Annotated in this window: 15 protein-coding genes; 8 read left to right on the forward strand and 7 right to left on the reverse strand. The window is 71.3% G+C overall.

Annotated elements, in window-relative coordinates:
• Window positions 1-55: 55 nt before the first annotated feature.
• Complete coding sequence (locus SGA01_RS02290) at window positions 56-1780, forward strand: acyl-CoA dehydrogenase family protein (RefSeq protein ID WP_141292781.1); 1725 nt, start codon at window positions 56-58, stop codon at window positions 1778-1780.
• 65 nt (window positions 1781-1845) lie between these two features.
• Here the strand turns inward: SGA01_RS02290 and SGA01_RS02295 are convergent, their stop codons facing one another.
• From SGA01_RS02295 to SGA01_RS02330, 7 genes are read right to left on the reverse strand one after another with little or no spacing between them, the layout of a single operon-like run.
• Window positions 1846-3639 (reverse strand): flavin monoamine oxidase family protein, encoded by a 1794-nt coding sequence (locus SGA01_RS02295; RefSeq protein ID WP_218037800.1) that lies wholly within the window; start codon window positions 3637-3639, stop codon window positions 1846-1848.
• A 42-nt stretch (window positions 3640-3681) separates the two neighbouring features.
• The gene (ddaH, locus tag SGA01_RS02305; RefSeq protein ID WP_141292854.1) at window positions 3682-4569 is read right to left on the reverse strand and encodes a dimethylargininase; all 888 of its coding nucleotides are present in this window, start codon (window positions 4567-4569) and stop codon (window positions 3682-3684) included.
• Window positions 4566-5768: an argininosuccinate synthase gene (locus SGA01_RS02310; protein ID WP_141292787.1), complete on the reverse strand. Its 1203-nt coding sequence runs from the start codon at window positions 5766-5768 to the stop codon at window positions 4566-4568. Before SGA01_RS02310 ends, ddaH begins: the two co-directional genes overlap by 4 nt.
• Window positions 5768-6355 carry a formyltransferase family protein gene (locus SGA01_RS02315; protein WP_141292789.1) on the reverse strand — a complete coding sequence of 196 codons (588 nt, stop codon included), beginning with the start codon at window positions 6353-6355 and terminating at the stop codon, window positions 5768-5770. Before SGA01_RS02315 ends, SGA01_RS02310 begins: the two co-directional genes overlap by 1 nt.
• A complete protein-coding gene (gene yedA, locus SGA01_RS02320) occupies window positions 6330-7250 on the reverse strand; it encodes a drug/metabolite exporter YedA (protein WP_141292791.1) in 921 nt (306 codons plus the stop codon). The genes SGA01_RS02315 and yedA overlap by 26 nt, the downstream gene beginning before the upstream one ends.
• A 14-nt stretch (window positions 7251-7264) precedes the next feature.
• Window positions 7265-8008, reverse strand: coding sequence for a 2OG-Fe dioxygenase family protein (locus SGA01_RS02325; RefSeq protein WP_141292793.1), 744 nt, complete (start codon window positions 8006-8008; stop codon window positions 7265-7267).
• 39 nt (window positions 8009-8047) lie between these two features.
• A complete protein-coding gene (locus tag SGA01_RS02330; protein WP_167533983.1) occupies window positions 8048-9262 on the reverse strand; it encodes a 3-dehydroquinate synthase family protein in 1215 nt (404 codons plus the stop codon).
• A gap of 157 nt (window positions 9263-9419) precedes the next feature.
• Between SGA01_RS02330 and SGA01_RS02335 the strand changes: the two genes are divergently transcribed.
• The 7 genes from SGA01_RS02335 (at window position 9420) to SGA01_RS02365 (ending at window position 18396) form a co-directional block, all read left to right on the forward strand.
• Window positions 9420-10097 carry a response regulator gene (locus SGA01_RS02335; protein ID WP_141292797.1) on the forward strand — a complete coding sequence of 226 codons (678 nt, stop codon included), beginning with the start codon at window positions 9420-9422 and terminating at the stop codon, window positions 10095-10097.
• Window positions 10098-10188: 91 nt separating this feature from the next.
• Window positions 10189-12291, forward strand: coding sequence for a sensor histidine kinase (locus tag SGA01_RS02340; RefSeq protein ID WP_141292800.1), 2103 nt, complete (start codon window positions 10189-10191; stop codon window positions 12289-12291).
• Window positions 12292-12351: 60 nt separating this feature from the next.
• Complete coding sequence (locus SGA01_RS02345) at window positions 12352-12552, forward strand: hypothetical protein (protein ID WP_141292802.1); 201 nt, start codon at window positions 12352-12354, stop codon at window positions 12550-12552.
• Between the two features lie 278 nt (window positions 12553-12830).
• The gene (locus tag SGA01_RS02350) at window positions 12831-13640 is read left to right on the forward strand and encodes a GNAT family N-acetyltransferase (RefSeq protein WP_141292804.1); all 810 of its coding nucleotides are present in this window, start codon (window positions 12831-12833) and stop codon (window positions 13638-13640) included.
• Between the two features lie 152 nt (window positions 13641-13792).
• Entirely contained in the window at window positions 13793-15004 is a 1212-nt protein-coding gene (locus SGA01_RS02355; protein WP_141292806.1) for an LLM class flavin-dependent oxidoreductase, read from the forward strand.
• A gap of 23 nt (window positions 15005-15027) precedes the next feature.
• Window positions 15028-16386 (forward strand): NtaA/DmoA family FMN-dependent monooxygenase, encoded by a 1359-nt coding sequence (locus SGA01_RS02360; RefSeq protein ID WP_141292808.1) that lies wholly within the window; start codon window positions 15028-15030, stop codon window positions 16384-16386.
• A gap of 258 nt (window positions 16387-16644) precedes the next feature.
• Window positions 16645-18396, forward strand: coding sequence for a lysyl oxidase family protein (locus SGA01_RS02365; RefSeq protein WP_141292810.1), 1752 nt, complete (start codon window positions 16645-16647; stop codon window positions 18394-18396).
• Window positions 18397-18440: the final 44 nt, after the last annotated feature.

Below are 18440 nucleotides of genomic sequence, written 5' to 3' on the forward strand. Positions count from 1 at the left end.
CCACGGACCACGGACCACACCACCACCCTCACCTCTAGCCGGAAAGGCGGACGCCATGGCCGACCCGCTGCTGTTCAACCCGCACACCTACGACCCGGCGCACTTCGACCCGGAGACCCGCCGGCTGCTGCGCGCCACCGTCGACTGGTTCGAGGCGCGCGGCAAGCGCCGGATTCTCGAGGACTACCGGACCCGGGCCTGGCTCGGGGACTTCCTCGCCTTCTCCGCCGAGGAAGGACTGTTCGAGACCTTCCTGACGCCGTCCTCCGATGCCGCCGAGGGGCAGGGCGACAAGCGCTGGGACACCGCCCGGATCGCGGCCCTCAACGAGATCCTCGGCTTCTACGGTCTCGACTACTGGTACGCCTGGCAGGTCACCATCCTCGGCCTCGGCCCGGTCTGGCAGAGCGACAACGCCGCCGCCCGCGCCCGCGCCGCCGAACTGCTCTCCCAGGGCGAGGTGTTCGCCTTCGGCCTGTCGGAGAAGACCCACGGCGCCGACATCTACTCGACCGACATGCTCCTCGAGCCCACCGCGGACGGCGGCTTCCGGGCCACCGGATCCAAGTACTACATCGGCAACGGCAACGCGGCCGGGCTCGTCTCCGTCTTCGGCCGCCGCACCGACGTCGAAGGGCCCGACGGCTACGTCTTCTTCGCCGCCGACAGCCGTCACGAGGCGTACCACCTCGTCAAGAACGTCGTCGACTCCTCGAAGTACGTCAGCGAGTTCCGCCTGGAGGACTACCCCGTCGCGGCCGAGGACGTCCTGCACACCGGCCGCGCCGCCTTCGACGCCGCCCTCAACACCGTCAACGTCGGCAAGTTCAACCTGTGCACCGCCTCGATCGGCATCTGCGAGCACGCGATGTACGAGGCCGTCACCCACGCGCAGAACCGCATCCTGTACGGCCGCCCCGTCACCGCCTTCCCGCACGTGCGGCGCGAGTTGACCGACGCGTACGTCCGGCTCGTCGGCATGAAGCTGTTCAGCGACCGTGCCGTCGACTACTTCCGCACCGCGGGCCCCGATGACCGCCGGTACCTCCTCTTCAACCCGATGACGAAGATGAAGGTGACCACGGAAGGCGAGAAGGTCATCGACCTGATGTGGGACGTCATCGCCGCCAAGGGCTTCGAGAAGGACAACTACTTCGCCGAGGCGGCCGTCGAGATCCGGGGCCTGCCGAAGCTGGAGGGCACGGTCCACGTCAACCTGGCGCTGATCCTCAAGTTCATGCGCAACCACCTCCTCGACCCGGTCGCGTACGAGCCCGTCCCGACCCGTCTGGACGCGGCGGACGACACGTTCCTCTTCCGCCAGGGGCCCGCCCGCGGCCTCGGATCGGTCCGCTTCCACGACTGGCGCCCGGCCTACGACACGTACGCCCACGTGTCCAACGTCGCCCGCTTCCGCGAACAGGCCGACGCCCTCTGCGAGTTCGTGCTCAAGGCCGCCCCGGACGAGAAGCAGAGCCGCGACCTCGACCTCCTCCTCGCCGTCGGCCAGCTCTTCGCGCTCGTCGTCCACGGACAGCTGGTCCTGGAGCAGGCCGCCCTGACCGGACTCGACGAGGACGTGCTCGACGAGCTGTTCGCCGTCCTCGTCCGCGACTTCTCCGCGCACGCCGTCGAGCTGCACGGCAAGGACTCCGCGACCGAGCAGCAGCAGCTCTGGGCGCTCGGTGCCGTCCGGCGCCCCGTCGTCGACGAGGCGCGGTCGGAGCGCGTCTGGCAGCGTGTCGAGGCCCTCTCGGGCTCGTACGAGATGGCTCCCTGAGCCCTGACGCATGTCGCTCCCGGTGCCGGCCGACTCCGTCCGCCGCACCGGGACGCCGGCGGGGGTCAGAGCATGCCCTGCGTGAGGGCGGCGGAGTCCGGCACGGTGATCACCTCCGGAACCGTGCGGGGCATGACGCCGAGGATCTGCTGCACGACGTACTGGGCCGACATCATGGCTCCCTCCTGCCAGCCGGGCAGGGGCGAGATCTGGTCGCCGGTCATGTGGAAGGCGTCGCCCTCGGGCTGGAGGAGCTGCCGGTACGCGGCGCGGTGGTCCTCGCGGTCCGGCTTCCAGTCCGCCCAGCCGCCGAGCTGGTAGGGGACCTTGTGCCAGGCGATGGTGACGCCCTTGTCCTGGGGTACGAGCTCGTCGTCCGCGAACTCGGGGTGCAGTTCGACGGCGCCCTCGCGGGCGAGGTCGAGCCGTTCCCGGATGGGCAGGCGGCCGAACCGCTCGGCCTTCTCCGTGAAGTTGTAGGCGCCGGTGAGGGTGCCCTTGTCGGAGAAGTATCCGTGGGACGGGTACCAGAGCTGGGTGATGTCGTGGGACGTCCAGCTGATACCGCCGTAGATGTGTCCGGCACCGCCTGAGGCGTCGGCGGGACCGTCCTCCCAGAAGCGCCGCTCGGCCTGCCAGCCCACCTTGCAGGTCTTCGCGAACTCCACCACGTCGACGGCGGACTCGAACGCCTCGGAGAAGCCGCTCCGCCGGACGCCCTTGAGTACCGGGACGGGGATGCTGCTCACGCAGTAGCGGGCGTCGGCCCGCAGCAGCTGCCCGCCCTTGCGGTAGGACACCCGGACACCCGGCCGGATACCTGGCCGGACGCCGGGCCCGGCCTCGCCGAGCGTGATCCCGGTGACCTCGGCGCCGAGCACGATCCTCGCGCCCGCGAGCTTGGCCCGGTGTGCCAGTGCCTCGACGATCCGGTCCATGCCGCCGACCGGCTGGAACATCGTCGGCTGCCACTCGTGGTCGAGCGGCTGGTAGAAACGGGTCTTCCAGAAGCCCGACTCCACCAGCTCCTCGAAGGTCAGCGGCGGCGCGGGCTCCGGGAACGGATCCCCGGCCGACGGGTCGTGGAGGTAGCCGGACCGCGGGGCCACGGTGTACTTCCCGTCGACGTCGAGTGCCCCGAACATCCGCAGGAGATCGCGCACCTCGTCGGTGAAGGCGTCGTCCGCCTCCAGGGCCTCGGTGAGCTTCGCCGCGATGTGGCCCCGGGTGTCGTTGGCCACCCGGCGGTTGGGCAGGGCGGCGGCGCGGTTCGGCGGACGGACGAGGTTCGCCGTGGTCTCCATGACGTACGGCTCCAGCGCCACCCCGAACGCCCGGCAGTACGAGAGCACCCGCCGGTGGTGGTGGGGGATCCGGCCCGGCCCGAGGTTGACGTACAGCCCCTCGTCGAACCGGCAGGTGTGGGTGCGGACGGCCGCTCCGGTCCCGTCGTCGACCTCGTAGAGCTCGTCGCCCCCGCGCGCCGTGCGGTTCCGCCCGCCGACCCGCTCCTGGGCCTCCAGGACGGTGCAGTCGTAGCCGAGCACACTCAGCTCGTACGCCGCGGTCAGACCGGCGACTCCGGCACCCAGGATCAGCACGCTCTCACCCTGTCGTGCGGGCCGGGGGAGCCGCGGCGGGCCGGTCCATCCGGTCGCCGCCGGCCCCGCGGCCCCGATCATGGCGTCGTACAGCGCCCGTGCCGAGACCTCCTCCGGGGCGACCGTCGGCGGCCCCTCCCTGTCCGTACGGTTCTGCTGGTCCTTCCGGTGCTTCTGGTTCCTCTGGTTCCTCTGGTTCCTCTGGTTCCTCTGGTTCCTCTGGTTCGCCTGGTTCTTCTGGTACTTCGAAGAGGTCATGTCACTGCCTCATCTCGTGACGTGCGACGGGCACTCTCGTGCTCATGACGGACGCAGCTCCAGCGTGCAGCACTTCACGCTGCCGCCCGCCTTCAGGAGCTCGGACAGATCGACCCCGATCGGCTCGAAGCCGCGCGCCGCGACCGCCCGGGCCAGCCGGCCCGCGGCCGACGGCAGCAGCACATGCCTGCCGTCCGACAGCGCGTTGAGCCCGAAGGCCGCGGCGTCCTCGGGCTCCGCCAGGATCGCCCCGGGGAAGAGCATCTCCAGGACCGCGCGGCTCCCCTCCGAGAACGCCCCCGGGTAGTACATGATCTCGGTGTCGGAGAGCACGCTCAGGGCCGTGTCGAGGTGGTAGTACGCCGGGTCGACCAGGGTGAGGGTGACCACCGGCAGGCCGAAGAACTCCTCGGCCTCCTCGTGCGCCCGGGGCTCCGTGCGAAAGCCCGTACCGGCCAGGATCGTCCGGCCCGCGAGCAGGTAGTCGCCCTCGCCCTCGTTGATGAAGCGCGGCGCACGGGTCGTCGCGTAGCCGTGGTCCGCGAACCAGGACAGGTACGCCGGCCCCTCCGCGGCCCGCTCCGGATGGCGGAAGCGGGCGCCCAGCACCCGGCCGTCGATGACCGTCGCACCGTTGGCGGCGAAGACCATGTCCGGCAGGCGCGGGTCGGGAGGTATCTCCTCCACGGTGTGACCGAGTCGGCGGTACAGATCGCGCAGCGCGGCCCACTGCCGCAGTGCGCGCGCCCGGTCCGCTCCCTCCTCCGGCCGCATCCACGGGTTGATGGCGTACGTGACGTCGAAGTGCGTGGGCCTGCACATCAGGAACCTGCGCGTGGTCGCCGTCCGCTGCGGCCTCCGGCTCGCCGGGACACGTTCGGCGAGCGTGCGGCCCGCGGGCCGGGTGCCCGTCACCGGTGCGTGGTTCATGTCCATGACGCGCCTCCTCGGCGCAGGCCCGCCACACGGGCGGGCATCGACCAGATGTACGAGAATCCTTCGCCCGCTCGCTGGTCGAACTCGTTCTCCGCCTCGTAGGAGGCGTAGTCCGGGTGGTAGAGCGAGTGCGGGGAGGAGCGGCTGACCGTCGTGACCGAGCCCTTGAAGAGCTTCACCGTCACCGTGCCGCCGACCCGTTCCTGGACGTCCGTGAAGAACGCGTCCAGGGAGGTGCGCAGCCCGGTGAACCACTTGGCGTCATAGATGAGTTGGGCGTACCGACGGCCCATCTCCGCCTTGTACTGGAACAGTTCGCGCTCCAGGACCAGGTTCTCCAGTTCGCGGTGGGCCTCGTAGAGGACCGTGGCCGCGGGGCTCTCGTACACCCCGCGCACCTTCAGGCCGACGAGACGGTTCTCCATGATGTCGATACGGCCGACGCCGTGCCGTCCGGCGCGCTCGGCGAGCCGTTCCACCAGCTCCACCGGGCCCAGGGCCTCTCCGTCGAGATGGGTGGGCACGCCCCGCTCGAAGGTGAGGCGCACGAGCTCCGGGTCTTCGGGGGCGGACTCGGGCGACACGGTCGCCGTGTACACCTCCTCCGGCGGGGCGAGCAGGATGTCGTCCAGCGGGCCGCATTCGACGCTGCTGCCCCACAGGTTGGTGTCGCGGCTGTACGGGCTGGACTTGAAGGCCGGGGTCTGCACCCCGTGGGTACGGGCGTACGCGATCTGAGCGGCCCGGGTGTGCAGGTCCCATTCGAGGACCGGGGAGATGATGCGCATCCCCGGGTCGAGGGCGGTGATGCCCGCGTAGAATCGGACCTGGTCGTTGCCCTTGCCGGTGGCACCGTGGGCGACGGCCTGCGCCCCCTCCTCACGGGCGATCTCCACGAGCCGCTTCGCGATCAGCGGCCGGCTCAAGGAGGCCGCCATGAAGTACTTTCCCTCGTAGACGGCGTCGGCGCGCAGCGCCCGGAAGGCGTACCGGGCGAGGAACTCGTGCCGCAGGTCCTCCACGTACACCTTGGCGGCGCCGTTCCGCTCGGCGCGGGACCGGGCCTCGGCGAGGTCCTCGCTCTGTCCCAGGTCCGCGCAGAAGGCGATGACCTCCGCGTCGTAGGTCCGCTGGAGCCAGGAGAGGGCCAGCGAGGTGTCGAGGCCGCCCGAATAGGCGAGGACGATCTTCATCACAGCCTCCCTGCAGCCGTGTCGGGGGTCGTGCGGAGCCGCTGGAGCATGGCCCGCGTGTAGAGCCGCTCGCCCCACTGCTCGTCGGAGACGGGGAGCTCCCGTCCTTGCGCGATCATTCCGATCACCTCGTAGAAGAGCACCAGACAGTGCGCCGCCGTACGGGCGCTGAGCGAGGCCGCGCTCTCGCCGGGGACGATCGGGAAGCGGGTGACCTTCACGATCGGTCCGGCGTCGATCCGCGGAACGATGTGGTGGCTGGTGGAGCCGAACTCCGCGCCGCCTTCCCGGAGGACGAAGTCGTAACCTCCGACGCCGCGGAACTGGGGTGTCGCCGGGTGGAAGTTGAGGGCGCTGACGGCGGCCCGCGCGAGCGTCCGGGGCTTCAGGAGCAGATCCGCCTTGAAGCAGAAGATGTGGTCGCCGTGCCAGCTCTCGTGGGCCCGGGGCGGAGGGTCGCCGTAGTCCCAGAGGATGACGGAGACGTGGTCGAAGACGTCCCGGAGGTGGGCGGCGGCGAGCCGGCTCCAGTGGGAGGTGTCCCCGATGAAGAGCACCTTCCTAGCCCTCGTGCTTGTCGTGCGCATCGCGAAGCTTCCTTCCTATGAAGATGAACCGGACGGCGAGCAGGACCGCCGCCACGGCGAGCACGGTCAGGACGCTGACCCGCTCGGAGAGGATCCAGGCGCCGAGCAGCACGGCCACGGCCGGAGTGACCAGGGTGTAGCTGGTGGCGATGGAGGTACGGACCGTGGTCAGCAGGTACATGTACGCGCTGTAGGCGAGGAGCGAGCCGAAGACGACGAGGTAGCCCCAGGCCCACAGCGCCGCCGCGTCCGGTGTCCGGTCGAGGCTCTCCCCGGCGAGCAGTCCGACGAGGGTGACCAGCGTGCCGCCCGCGAGCATCTCTCCGGCGTAGGCCATCGGTCCCTTGGGCAGGTCCAGGTGCTGGCTGAGCACCGAGCCGAGCGACCAGCTGATCGCGGCGACGATGATCACGACCGAGCCCTTCGTCCCGCCGCCGAGTCCTCCGTCGACGGCGAGCAGGACGACACCGACGAGGCCGAGACCGATGCCGTACACCTCCAGGCGGTTCGGCCAGCGGCGGGTCGCGAGGCCGGCCATCAGGACCGTCCACACGGGGACGGTCGCGATGCCGACGGAGGCCAGTCCGCTGGAGATGTACCGCTCGGCGATGGCGATGCCGCCGACGCAGCCGCCCTGCATGAGTCCGCCGACGACGGCGCAGTGGAACCACTGCCGGCGGGTCGGCAGCACGTGTCCCCGGGCCAGCAGGAACACGGCGAGGACGATGCCGCCCGCGAGGAAGCGGGTGCCCGTCATGAGCAGCGGCGGCATGGTGTCGAGGGTGTAGTCGATCGCGAGGTACGTGGATCCCCAGACGACGTAGACGGAGACGAGGCAGAGGACCACGGTCGAGGTGAGGGTGGAGGTGGGTTCGCGGGTGTGCGTGGTAGTCATGTCCAGGGCTCCTGTCAGTCGCTCGCGCGGAGTCCGGGCGAGCAGGTGAAACCGAGGATGAGGATGTCCCGCGTGGCCGGCCGGCCGGGGTCCACCGGAGCGGTGGGCGTGACGGAGTGGAGCACGTCGCGATCGGCCCAGAACATCGTGTCGAGGGGGTCTTCGAGCCGGAACTCGGCGAGCACGTCGCCGGATTCGCTGTGGACCCGTGAGTCGCCGCCGCGGGTGTTCGCCCGCTCCATCAGGTGGATGGCGCCGAAGTCGATCTCGTCCCGGTGGATGCCCTCGGGAGTGGGCTCGCCCGCCTCCCGTGCGGTCGCCCGGGTGCGGAACTGATGACAGTCGACCTCCCAAGGGTGATCGAGGCTGTCCTCGTCGACGGGGAACTGGGAGAAGTCGAAGCGGATCAGCTCGTTGAGGAGGGCGTTGGCGACGGAGCCACGGGTGAGGGGGGCCACCTCGCGATGGATGCCGCCGGCGTAGCGGTTGGCCTCGGGCGACTGGAAGTACGGCCGGTGTGCGAGGAGTTGGACGGCGCGGGTGCGCGGCAGGTACCGGAACCGGTCGTACCGGCGCTCCCTGAACGAGGCACCGTTCTTGAGGTAGCGGTCGGGCTCCAGCCGGTTCCATTCGTCGGCCAGCGCCCCCTGGGCGTCGCGCGCGGCCGGGTCGACGTCGAGGTCGGCGCCGCGGACGAGTGCGTAGCCTCGGTCGCGCAGCCCGCCGTGGGGCTTGTGCGACCAGGTGATCCTTGGCATGTCGGTTCTCCAGACGTGAGGGTGGGGGGTCGTGCTCTGTCATCGACTCTCCGGCGCCCGGCGCCCCAGGGGCATGAGCGAGTGGTCCTGTCCCGGCCCCTGTCCCGCTCCCTGTCCCAGTCCCGGGGTACGCCCTGCGGGGGCGGGAGCGAACGCTTCGAGGGCGGCACGCAGGACATCGACCCCGACGGGGGTGACGGCCCGGCCGCGCTCCAGGTGCGGGGTGCCCAGGCCGTCCAGCAGCACCATGCCCACCCGGTCGGTCCCCGCGCGGGCGGCCCGCCGGCGCGGCAGCCGGCGCCCGGTAGGGCCGTGTACCAGCTCTGCCAGGACGTTCTCGGCGTCGGCCCCGAGGAGCAGTGCGGACGGCCCGCCCGCCCGTTCCACGAGCTCGGTGTGCGCCTGTTCGCCGGCCGCGTCCAGGAGCCCCGACAGACGTGCGACGCGCGCCGCGACCCGAAGCCCGAGCAGCGCGGCGTCGCCGTGGGGCGGGGCACCCGGGCGCGTGCTCGCGCGGAGGGCGCGAGCGAGGGCCCGCCCGTAGTGCAGGACCATCGCCGGGCCCGTTTCGAGGGGGTCGTAGCGCAGGAGCGCGGAGCGGACCTCCACGCACAGCGAGAGGAAGGAGACGAGGGTGCCCGGGTCGTAGTGGCCGTCGCGCCGGAGCCGGGCGGCCACCTGGTCGTACGACCCGGGGACGACCGCGAGCACGTCGCGTACGAGGGCGCACACCCCGGCCCGCAGCGCCCAGGCGTCCAGGGTCTCCAGGAAGTCGAGCTGATCCCGGACCAGGATCGTCCCGGGGCCCGCGCCCGCGACGCCGCCCCGGCCCGCGACGGAGAGCGCCGCGTCCGCCATGGCGCGCAGAGTGGTCGGCAGGCGGAGCAGCGGGGGAGGTGTCCCGTCGGCGTGGACGAGACGGTCGGCCGCCTCGACGATCCGTGTGCCACCGAGGGCCACGAGAGCCGAGCCGTCCGGCACGGCGCGGAGGCCCTCGGCGGGCAGCCGCGTGCCGGCCGTCAGCCATCGCACCTCGGTGGGCGCCGCGCTGTCGAGGGAGGCCAGCACGCGGGCGAGGAGAGCGGTCGGCAGCGAGGGGTCCGTGAGGACGACGAGCCGGTCGGCTCCCATCTGCCGCAGGGTCGAGGTCACTTCGTCCGGCCACCCCGCCCCGCGGCAGACCTGGACGGGAACGTGCACGGGCCCGGCCTGGACGGACCGGTCGAGGGTGAGCGCCGACGTGGTGGGGCACATGACGGATCCACATCCGTGAGTCGGGCGGGTTGCCCCTTCACGATCGGCGGCCGGTGCTCCCAAGGGCATGAGACGGTCGCCCCCTTCGCGCCCCGCCCGTACGCGGGAACACGATCCACTACCGTGCGTAACCGAATGTTACTGATAGTGTCGATTTGTGCGCGAAGAAGACCGCTCCGTTCCCCGCGTCCTGATCGTCGATGACCATCCACTGTTCCGCGAGGGGTTGAAAGCCGCCCTGGAGAGCACCGGCGGCGCACTGGTCGTCGCCGAGGCCACGACAGGCGGAGAAGTGCCGGAGGCCGTCGCGCAACACCAGCCCGACGTGGTCGTCATGGACCTCTCCCTGCCCGACGTCTCGGGCATCGAGGCCACCCGGCGGCTCGCCGAGGAGCACCCGGGGCTGCCGGTCCTCATGCTCACGATGTCCGACGACGACGCCAGCCTCCTCGCCGCGCTCCAGGCCGGTGCCCGCGGCTATGTGGTCAAGGGCGCGGGTTCGGACGAGGTCCTGCACGCGCTGCACACCGTGGCCGGCGGGGGCGCTGTCATCGGCTCCGACATCGCCGCCCGGCTCTCCCAGCTGCTCTCCGGCAACCGGCAGCGCGACGCGGAACAGCTCTTCCCCGCACTGACCTCCCGCGAGGTCGAGGTCCTCGGACTGATCGCCCGGGGGTACGACAACCGACGCATCGCCCGTGAACTCGTCCTGTCGGAGAAGACCGTGCGCAACCACATCACGCACGTCTTCGACAAGCTCCAGGTGACCTCCCGCGCCGAGGCCGTCGCCCGCGCCCGCGACGCGGGCCTCGGGGAGGACACCTCCGGGCACTGAGACGGGGCCGGGCCGGGACACGCGTCTCATGCGCCCGGGACCACGGGCGTACGACGCTGGGAACCACCGCCGAACCGGCGAGGAGGCCGAAATGCGCGCAGGCCGCGGAGAAGCGCGGGACGCCCCCCTGTTGAGACCGGACATGGTGCCCGCCTACGCGGTGTGCGTCCTCACCATGGTCGCCGGTGTCGTCTGGGCGGGCGTCACCCTCACCCGCCTGGACGACCCGGCCCTCCAGGGCGTCAGGCTCCATCTGGCCGCCGACCACACCCTGCTGGGACTCGGCCTCGCCCTGACCGGCATGGTCTTCGCCGCCCGTCGCTCCGCACACGCCCTGGGCCTGCTGCTGCTCGCCGCCGGCTGCGCCCTGACCCTGGCTCAGACGCTCTCCCTGGTGGCCGTGACCGCCCGGGTCGGCCCGGGCGCCTTCGCCGCCGTGCTGCTCTTCGCCCTGTTCGCCTACACGCTGCTCGGCGTCGTCATCTATCCGCTGCCCCTGTGGCTGCCGAGCGGCCGCCTGCCCGCGCTCTGGGGCCGCCCTTACGTGGCGGTCATCGCGGTGTGGAGCGCCCTGCAGCAGTTCTACGCCTTCGCGAACCCGGAGTTCACGTACTACGGGCGGCCCACCCCCCTGACGGGCGGCGCCTGGACGTGGCTGGAGGACCTGCTCACCCCGTGGATGGACACCGCGGTCCTCTGGGTGCCGCCGGTCATCGTCGCCCTGGCCGTGCTCCTCATGGCGGCACGCTGGAGCCGGACACCCAAGCAGGAGCGGACGTACGCCATCCTCACGGTCCCGTACGGACTGTGGATCACGATGCTGTACGTGCACCGGTTCACGGCCGCCCCCGAAGGTCTCACTGTCATCGCCTTCTACATCGCCGCGGCCGCCTGGCCCGCGACGCTCGGCTACATCCACGTCAGGGAGCGGACCTGGGCCCTCGACCGGGCCGGGCGGCGGATCCTGACCAGCTTCGTCCTCACCTTCGTGCTGTTCATGGCCTACGTGGGCGGCGGCTTCGTCCTCTCGTACTTCGCACCGGGCTCCACGACCCCGAAGTCCGCGCTGATCGCCTCCGCCGCCCTGCTCGTGGGCGTCCTGCTGCGCCCCACCTCGCGCTGGGCCGCGCGCCTCGTCGACCGCTACTACTACGGCGAGCGCGCCCAGCCGTACCAGGCCGTACGCCAGCTCGCCGACCGGCTCGGGCACGCCCTCGACCCCGGCGACATGCCGCGGCTGCTCTGCGACACCGTGGTCCACACCCTCAGGCTGCCCGGCGCCCGCCTCGTCATCAGCACCCGGCACGGACAGCGTGAGCTGGCCCGCAGGGGCGACCCGGGCCGTGGGCAGGAGCGGTTCCCGCTCGTCTACCAGGGCGACGTCATCGGCCACCTCCTGGTCCCGCCCCGCCACGGAGAGCTCGCGCTCGACCACCAGGACCGTGAGGCCGTACGCCTCCTGGCCGACCACAGTGCCCCCGCCATCGCCTCCCTGCGGCTCTACGAGGAGTTGCAGACCAGTCGCGAACAGATCGTCCTGGCCCGGGAGGAGGAACGGCGCCGCCTCCGGCACGACCTCCATGACGGACTCGGTCCGGCCCTGTCCGGACTCCGGCTCCAGGTCGACGCCGTCAGGTCGGTCATACCGACCGAACCCAAGGCACTGCGGTCGCTGACCGCCGTCTCCGAGGGCATCGGCCGGGCCATCGACGAACTGCGCCGGATCACCGGCGGCCTGGCCCCGGCCGCCCTCGACAGCGCCGATCTGCCGCGTGCGCTGCAACGGCTCGCCGAGCAGCTCGGCCGTACGGTGCGGATCACGGTGGGCCTGTGCCCCGAGCCGTTCCCCAAGCTTCCGGCCGCGGTGGAGGTCGCCGTCTACCGGATCGCGGCGGAGGCGCTGAACAACGCGGTCCGCCACGCGCACGCCGACCGGGCCGAGGCCACCGTGGTCCTGACCGGCGAGGCGGTCTCCATCGAGGTCCGCGACAACGGGGACGGCATTCCTGCGGAGCGCGACGAAGGGGTCGGCCTCCACTCGATGGCCGAGCGGGCCGAGGAGCTCGGCGGCACGTTCGAGCTGGTCAACACGGGTACCGGCACGCTCGTGCGGGCAGTCATGCCGTGCGGGCAAGGTGGGACACGTGTGGGACCTGAGGATCAGGCGCCTGGGACAAGGATCTGGCGAGACTGAGGTGGTCAGAACGGCCCGCCCGGCCAACCCGACCACCTCGATTCCCCTGGAGGAACCGACATGCCCCAGGCCAAGTCCCCTCTCCGTACGACGCTGAAGGTCCTGGCCGTGCCGGCCGTGGCCGCGGCCGCCCTCGCGGCCCTCCGGAAGTTCCCGGGCGGTGGCACCCCGACGGCCTCCTCCGCCCGGCGCTTCCCGGGTGGCGGCACCCCGGCCGTCAGCGACGAGCAGCGCAGGTTCCCGGCCGACGGAACGCCGTAACCTCCGCCCCTTCTCGCCCTTCGCCCCGGCCACACGACGGCCGGGGCGTCGTCGTTTTTCGTGCTGATTCATTTCACGGGAAGGCGTTATGTGTACGGCGTATGAAATTGCCACACGCTTTCGCGCATACCGATATCAGGGCCGTTGACAGCCCTTCTCCGGGCTGCCTAGCTTGCGTCGCGGAAAACGACATCAGCGGTCGACCCGCCGGGCCTGCCGGTGACCCACTCCGGAATCCCCGCCCCGCGGACCGCGCCATGGACGGAGAGCCCCGCCGCATGACCACGAACGCAGGTCCGAGCACGAGCACGAGTACGAGTCCGAGCACGATTGCGAGTCCGAGTACGCGCCTGGGTACCGTCGTGTCCCCGCACGTCCTGGACAATCCGGCCTGGGCCGCGTTGTCCGGCCCGCACGCCGCCTTCGCCGAGCGGGCGGCCCGCCCCGAGACCGGCCTCTTCCCCTCCCGGGCCGCCCGCTATCCGTCGGACGTCTCGCCGTTCGCCGCCCTCGCGGACCCGGCCGACCCGGACTCCTGGGCCGACCTGCACAGGCTGATCGGCAACGGTGGGATCGCCACGCTCTCCGGCGTCCCGGCCCCGCCCGACGGATGGGAGGCCGTCGGTACGGTCCTCGGCGTCCAGCTGGTCGACACCTCGCTGCGCGTCGAACCCGCCCCCGAGGCGGTGCGGCTCGGACCCGACGACGTACCCGAGATCCTCGATCTGATCGGGCTCACGAAGCCCGGGCCGTTCCTGCCCCGCACCGTCGAGCTGGGCACGTACCTCGGCATCCGGCATCAGGGCAGGCTGATCGCGATGGCGGGGGAGCGGCTGCGGCCGCCCGGCTGGACCGAGATCAGCGCGGTGTGCACCCATCCCGAACACCGGGGCAGGGGGCTGGCGACACGGCTGGTCCGCGCCGTCGCCGCGGGCATCCGGGAGCGCGGCGACGTCCCGTTCCTCCACACCTCCGCGAGCAACACGACGGCGATCCGACTGTACGAGTCGATCGGCTTCACCCTGCGTCGCCGCCCGTCCTTCACGGCGGTCCGCGCGCCCGGCAACACTTCTGCCAAGTCCTCTTAATATTCCGGTCATTGTATGGCGCTGCTCTCGGGCGTAGCGTTTCGAAAAGATACTGGTGAAGGGCGCCTTTTCCCGCTCTCTCGTACGCCCTCACATTCGCGACGCGCATCGGCCTCCTTTTCGTGCGGCCGATCAGGAAGGCGTAATTCGACATGTCCGCATCCCCGCCCGAATCCGCACGCGCATCGGCGTCTTCCGAACCGCTGCACCTCGCCGTCGCGCTCGACGGCGCGGGCTGGCATCCTGCCGCCTGGCGCGAGCCGGGTGCCCGGCCCGGCGAGCTCTTCACGGCCCGCTACTGGTCCGACGTCGTGACCGAGGCCGAGGCCGGACTGCTCGACTTCGTCACCTTCGAGGACGCCCTCGCCCTCCAGTCGTCCTCGGCGGACGGGCCCGACGGGCGCACGGACCAGGTCCGCGGGCGGCTGGACGCGGTACTCACCGCCGCCCGCGTCGCCCCGCTGACCCGGCACATCGGCCTGGTCCCGACCGTGACCGCCACCCACACCGAGCCGTTCCACATATCCAAGGCGATCGCCACCCTGGACCACGTCAGCCGAGGACGTGCCGGTCTGAGCATCCAGGTCTCACAACTGGACCACGAGGCCCGGCACTTCGGACGCAGGGCGGTCTCGCTCCCCGACGCGGAGGCCTACGAGGAGGCCGCCGACCACGTCGAGGCGGTCCGCCGACTGTGGGACAGCTGGGACGACGACGCCGAGATCCGGGACGTGGCCACCGGCCGGTTCGTCGACCGCGACAAGCTGCACTACGTCGACTTCCAGGGCCGCCACTTCAGCGTCAGAGGGCCGTCGATCACTCCCCGCCCGCCGCAGGGGCAACCCGTTGTCAGCGCGGCCAGCGCTGCCGGCACCGACACGGCGTACGGCCTCATCGCCCGGTCCACGGACGTCGGGTACCTCGGCGTGCGCGACGCCGCCGGGGCCCGGGCCGCGGTCGCGGAGATCCGGCAGGCCAGGGAGTCCGCCGGGCTCTCGGCGCAGCCGCTGCACCTCTTCGCGGACCTCACCGTGTTCCTGGACGAGGACGCCCGGGCGGCCGACGCGCGCCGCAGTCGCCTCGACGCGCTCGCGGACGCCCCGTACAGCAGCGACACGGCGGTCTTCACCGGGACGCCCGCGGAGCTGGCGGACCTGCTCCAGGACTGGCGGTCGGCCGGTCTGTCGGGATTCCGGCTGCGACCGGGCGTGGTCGCCCACGACCTGCCCGCGATCACCCAGGGCCTGGTACCGGAGCTCCAGCGGCGCGGGGTCTTCCGCCGCAGCTACGAGGCGGACACCCTGCGCGGGCTGCTGGGCCTGGAGCGCCCGGTCGGCCGCTATGCCGCCCACCCCGCCGCCTGATCCCGGACCCGGAAGGACCCACCATGAGCAGCAAGCCACTCAAGCGCATCCATCTCGCGGCCCACTTCCCCGGAGTCAACAACACCACCGTGTGGAGCGACCCGGCGGCCGGCAGCCACATCGACTTCGACTCGTTCATCCACTTCGCGCAGACCGCCGAGCGAGCCAAGTTCGACTTCCTCTTCCTCGCCGAGGGGCTTCGGCTGCGCGAACAGGGCGGGAAGATCTACGACTTGGACGTCGTCGGACGCCCCGACACCTTCACGGTGCTCGCCGCCCTGGCGGCCGTCACCGAGCGGCTCGGGCTGACCGGCACCATCAACTCCACCTTCAACGAGCCCTACGAGGTGGCCCGCCAGTTCGCCTCACTGGACCACCTCTCCGAAGGCCGGGCCGCATGGAACGTCGTCACCTCCTGGGACGCCTTCACCGGCGAGAACTTCCGGCGCGGCGGCTACCTGCCGCGTGAGGAGCGCTACTCCCGCGCGAAGGAGTTCCTGGCGACCGCGACGGAGCTGTTCGACTCCTGGGACGGCTCGGAGGTCGTCGCCGACCCCGCGTCGGGCACCTTCCTGAGGGACGCGAAGGCCGGGGCCTTCACCCACCACGGACAGCATGTCGACATCGAGGGCCACTTCAACGTGCCGCGCAGCCCGCAGGGCCGGCCGGTGATCTTCCAGGCGGGCGACTCCGACGAGGGCCGGGAGTTCGCCGCTTCCCAGGCCGACGCGATCTTCGGCCGGCACGCGACGCTCGACGAGGGCCGGGAGTTCTACGCCGACGTCAAGGGCCGCCTTCCCCGGTACGGCCGCTCAGCGGACGAGCTGAAGATCCTGCCGGCGGCCACCTTCGTCCTCGGCGACACCGACGCCGAGGCGCACGAGATCGCCCATGAGGTCCGCCGCCTCCAGGTCAGCGGCCAGACCGCGATCAAATACCTGGAACACGTCTGGAACCGGGACCTGTCCGCCTACGACCCGGACGGCCCGCTGCCCGACATCGACCCCGAGGTCGGCGAGAACACGATCGCCCTCGGCCGGGCGAGCGTCCGCCAGTTCAGCGACCCGCTCGACACCGCCCGGCAGTGGCGCGAGCTCGCCGAGGCCAAGAACCTGTCGATCCGCGAGCTCGTCATCGCGACCACGTCCCGGCAGACCTTCGTGGGCTCCGCCGCCACGGTCGCCGAGACGATCAACGACCTGGTGCAGGCGGACGCGGCCGACGGGTTCATCCTGGTCCCCCACATCACGCCGGGCGGCCTGGACGAGTTCGCGGACACCGTCGTCCCGCTGCTCCAGGAGCGCGGCGTCTTCCGCTCCGAGTACGAGGGCGTGACCCTCCGCGACCACCTCGGGCTCTCGACGCCCGGCACCGGGCGGTGAGCCTGTACGCCTCGCCGGTCCGTTGACCCGTCGAACGGTTCGGCGGTTGGCAACAGTACGTTTCCACCGTGGCAGCGATTTCTGGCCAACATCCCGACACTTTCGACCCTCCGCACAACCGGGCATCCGGTCCCCTCATCTCTCCGCACGGGCGCAGCGAGTGCCTGTCACCGCTCCGGCCGGACGTGTTCACGTCCCGCCGGACCGGGTGGCCCGCTGTCCGCTTCCTTGTCACAGCATTCGGAGAACGAGGGATCGATGACCACTACGCGCACCACTCGGCTGCGGCGTCCGCTGCTCGCCGGTACCACGGCTGTCGCCGCCATGGCCGTGACCGTCGGCTTCATGGCCGCCACGCCGGACCAGGCGAAGGCAGCGACGGGGCCCAAGCTGAGTCTCATCGCGGCGACCGACTCGGTCACGCTCACCTCGTGGAAGGAGGAGCCCGGCGTCTACCTGGACCTGGGCACCTACCTGACCGCGGAGGGAACACCGCTGGAGTTCAAGGTGACCCGGAAGTCCTACAAGGACCCGGTGACCATCACCCAGACCGTGTTCCAGGGCGGCAGGGCCAAGACCAAGACGCTGCCGCCGGGCACCGTGAAGGACTTCTCCGGGCTGCCCGGCTTCGCGGAGATCACGATCACCGACAACACGGGCAAGAAGGTCGTCAGCAAGACGGAGAGCTTCTGCCCGAACAACGCCAGCGGACGGGTCCGACCCGACGCGCCCTCCACCTCGAAGTATCCGGAGAGCTGCCCCACCAACGCCTTCACCCTCGGTTCCGTGTGGGGCGTCGAGAAGGGGTGGGCCGCCAACACCTACGGCGGTTCCTACACCCAGCCGGTGAAGCTCGCCGCCGGCACGTACACGGCCAAGATCGGGGTCGCCAAGAAGTACCGCGACCTCCTCGGGATCGCCGACAAGCCCGCCACCGTGAAGCTCACCATCCAGGAGCGCAGCTGGGAGGACGGCGCCGGCGCCGAACCCGCCCGGTCCGCCGCCGCCGGGGGACACGCCGGGCACGGCGCTGCCCACCAGGCCCCGGCCGGTCACGCCGGGCACGGGGCGGGACACGCTCCGACCCCCGCCCAGGCCGGCGCACCGGAGACCAGCGGCGCGGGTCCCTCGTACAACGTGGGCCACGGGCCGCTGAAGGCCGCGCCCCCGGCCGTGCCGTGGGCGGTGAAGCGGCAGCAGGCCGCACGTGCCGACATGCAGGCCGGTGACACCGCCGGGCAGACCGACGGCTCGCGCCAGGCGCCCGCCCTCACGCCGCGGTCCCAGCGGCCCAGCGGGACTCCCACCGTCCCGAACGTCCCCAAGCCCGACCTGCGGTCGCTGCCGGCCTACGGCATCACCATCAGCGACGGCGGCCAGAACGTCCCGGGCAAGGACTACCTGGCGTTCAGCGCCAACGTGTGGAACGCCGGTCCGGCCCAGCTCGTGGTGGACGGCTTCCGCTCGCCCGGCAAGGCCAAGATGGACGCCTACCAGTACTTCTACGACGCCGCGGGCAAGCAGGTCGGCTACACCCCGACCGGCACCATGGAGTGGGACCCGCGTCCCGGCCACGTGCACTGGCACTTCACCGACTTCGCCAGCTACCGGCTTCTGAAGGCGGACAAGAAGGAAGCGGTGCGCAGCGGCAAGGAGGCCTTCTGCCTGGCCAACACCGACGCCGTCGACTACACGGTGAAGAACGCCAACTGGCACCCGTTCAACACCGACCTGTCCACCGCCTGCGGCCAGGAGAACTCCATCTCCGTCCGCGAGGTGCTGGACGTCGGCTCCGGCGACACCTACACCCAGGACCTGCCGGGCCAGTCGTTCGACATCACGGACGTGCCCAACGGCACCTACTACATCCAGGTGCTGGCCAATCCGGCCAAGCGACTGAAGGAGACCAACCTCGACAACAACAGCGCCCTGCGGAAGATCGTCCTCGGCGGCGCACCCGGCCGACGGACCGTGACCGTCCCCGCGCACGACCTCGTGAACGCGAACTGACCTGAGAGCGGGTGGCACAGCAGCCGCTGTGCCACCCGGGTGAG

It is taken from the genome of Streptomyces gardneri (assembly GCF_006539185.1).
Classification (GTDB): Bacteria; Actinomycetota; Actinomycetes; order Streptomycetales; family Streptomycetaceae; genus Streptomyces; species Streptomyces gardneri.

Bases quoted from the DNA above. Each gene is read 5' to 3' on its own strand.
- SGA01_RS02295 (WP_218037800.1), bottom strand. From the start codon at position 3,639: ATGACCTCTTCGAAGTACCAGAAGAACCAGGCGAACCAGAGGAACCAG.
- yedA (WP_141292791.1), bottom strand. From the start codon at position 7,250: ATGACTACCACGCACACCCGCGAACCCACCTCCACCCTCACCTCGACC.
- SGA01_RS02330 (WP_167533983.1), bottom strand. From the start codon at position 9,262: ATGTGCCCCACCACGTCGGCGCTCACCCTCGACCGGTCCGTCCAGGCC.
- SGA01_RS02310 (WP_141292787.1), bottom strand. From the start codon at position 5,768: ATGAAGATCGTCCTCGCCTATTCGGGCGGCCTCGACACCTCGCTGGCC.
- SGA01_RS02315 (WP_141292789.1), bottom strand. From the start codon at position 6,355: ATGCGCACGACAAGCACGAGGGCTAGGAAGGTGCTCTTCATCGGGGAC.
- SGA01_RS02345 (WP_141292802.1), top strand. From the start codon at position 12,352: ATGCCCCAGGCCAAGTCCCCTCTCCGTACGACGCTGAAGGTCCTGGCC.
- SGA01_RS02360 (WP_141292808.1), top strand. From the start codon at position 15,028: ATGAGCAGCAAGCCACTCAAGCGCATCCATCTCGCGGCCCACTTCCCC.
- SGA01_RS02365 (WP_141292810.1), top strand. From the start codon at position 16,645: ATGACCACTACGCGCACCACTCGGCTGCGGCGTCCGCTGCTCGCCGGT.
- SGA01_RS02350 (WP_141292804.1), top strand. From the start codon at position 12,831: ATGACCACGAACGCAGGTCCGAGCACGAGCACGAGTACGAGTCCGAGC.
- SGA01_RS02340 (WP_141292800.1), top strand. From the start codon at position 10,189: ATGCGCGCAGGCCGCGGAGAAGCGCGGGACGCCCCCCTGTTGAGACCG.
- SGA01_RS02325 (WP_141292793.1), bottom strand. From the start codon at position 8,008: ATGCCAAGGATCACCTGGTCGCACAAGCCCCACGGCGGGCTGCGCGAC.
- SGA01_RS02290 (WP_141292781.1), top strand. From the start codon at position 56: ATGGCCGACCCGCTGCTGTTCAACCCGCACACCTACGACCCGGCGCAC.
- ddaH (WP_141292854.1), bottom strand. From the start codon at position 4,569: ATGAACCACGCACCGGTGACGGGCACCCGGCCCGCGGGCCGCACGCTC.
- SGA01_RS02355 (WP_141292806.1), top strand. From the start codon at position 13,793: ATGTCCGCATCCCCGCCCGAATCCGCACGCGCATCGGCGTCTTCCGAA.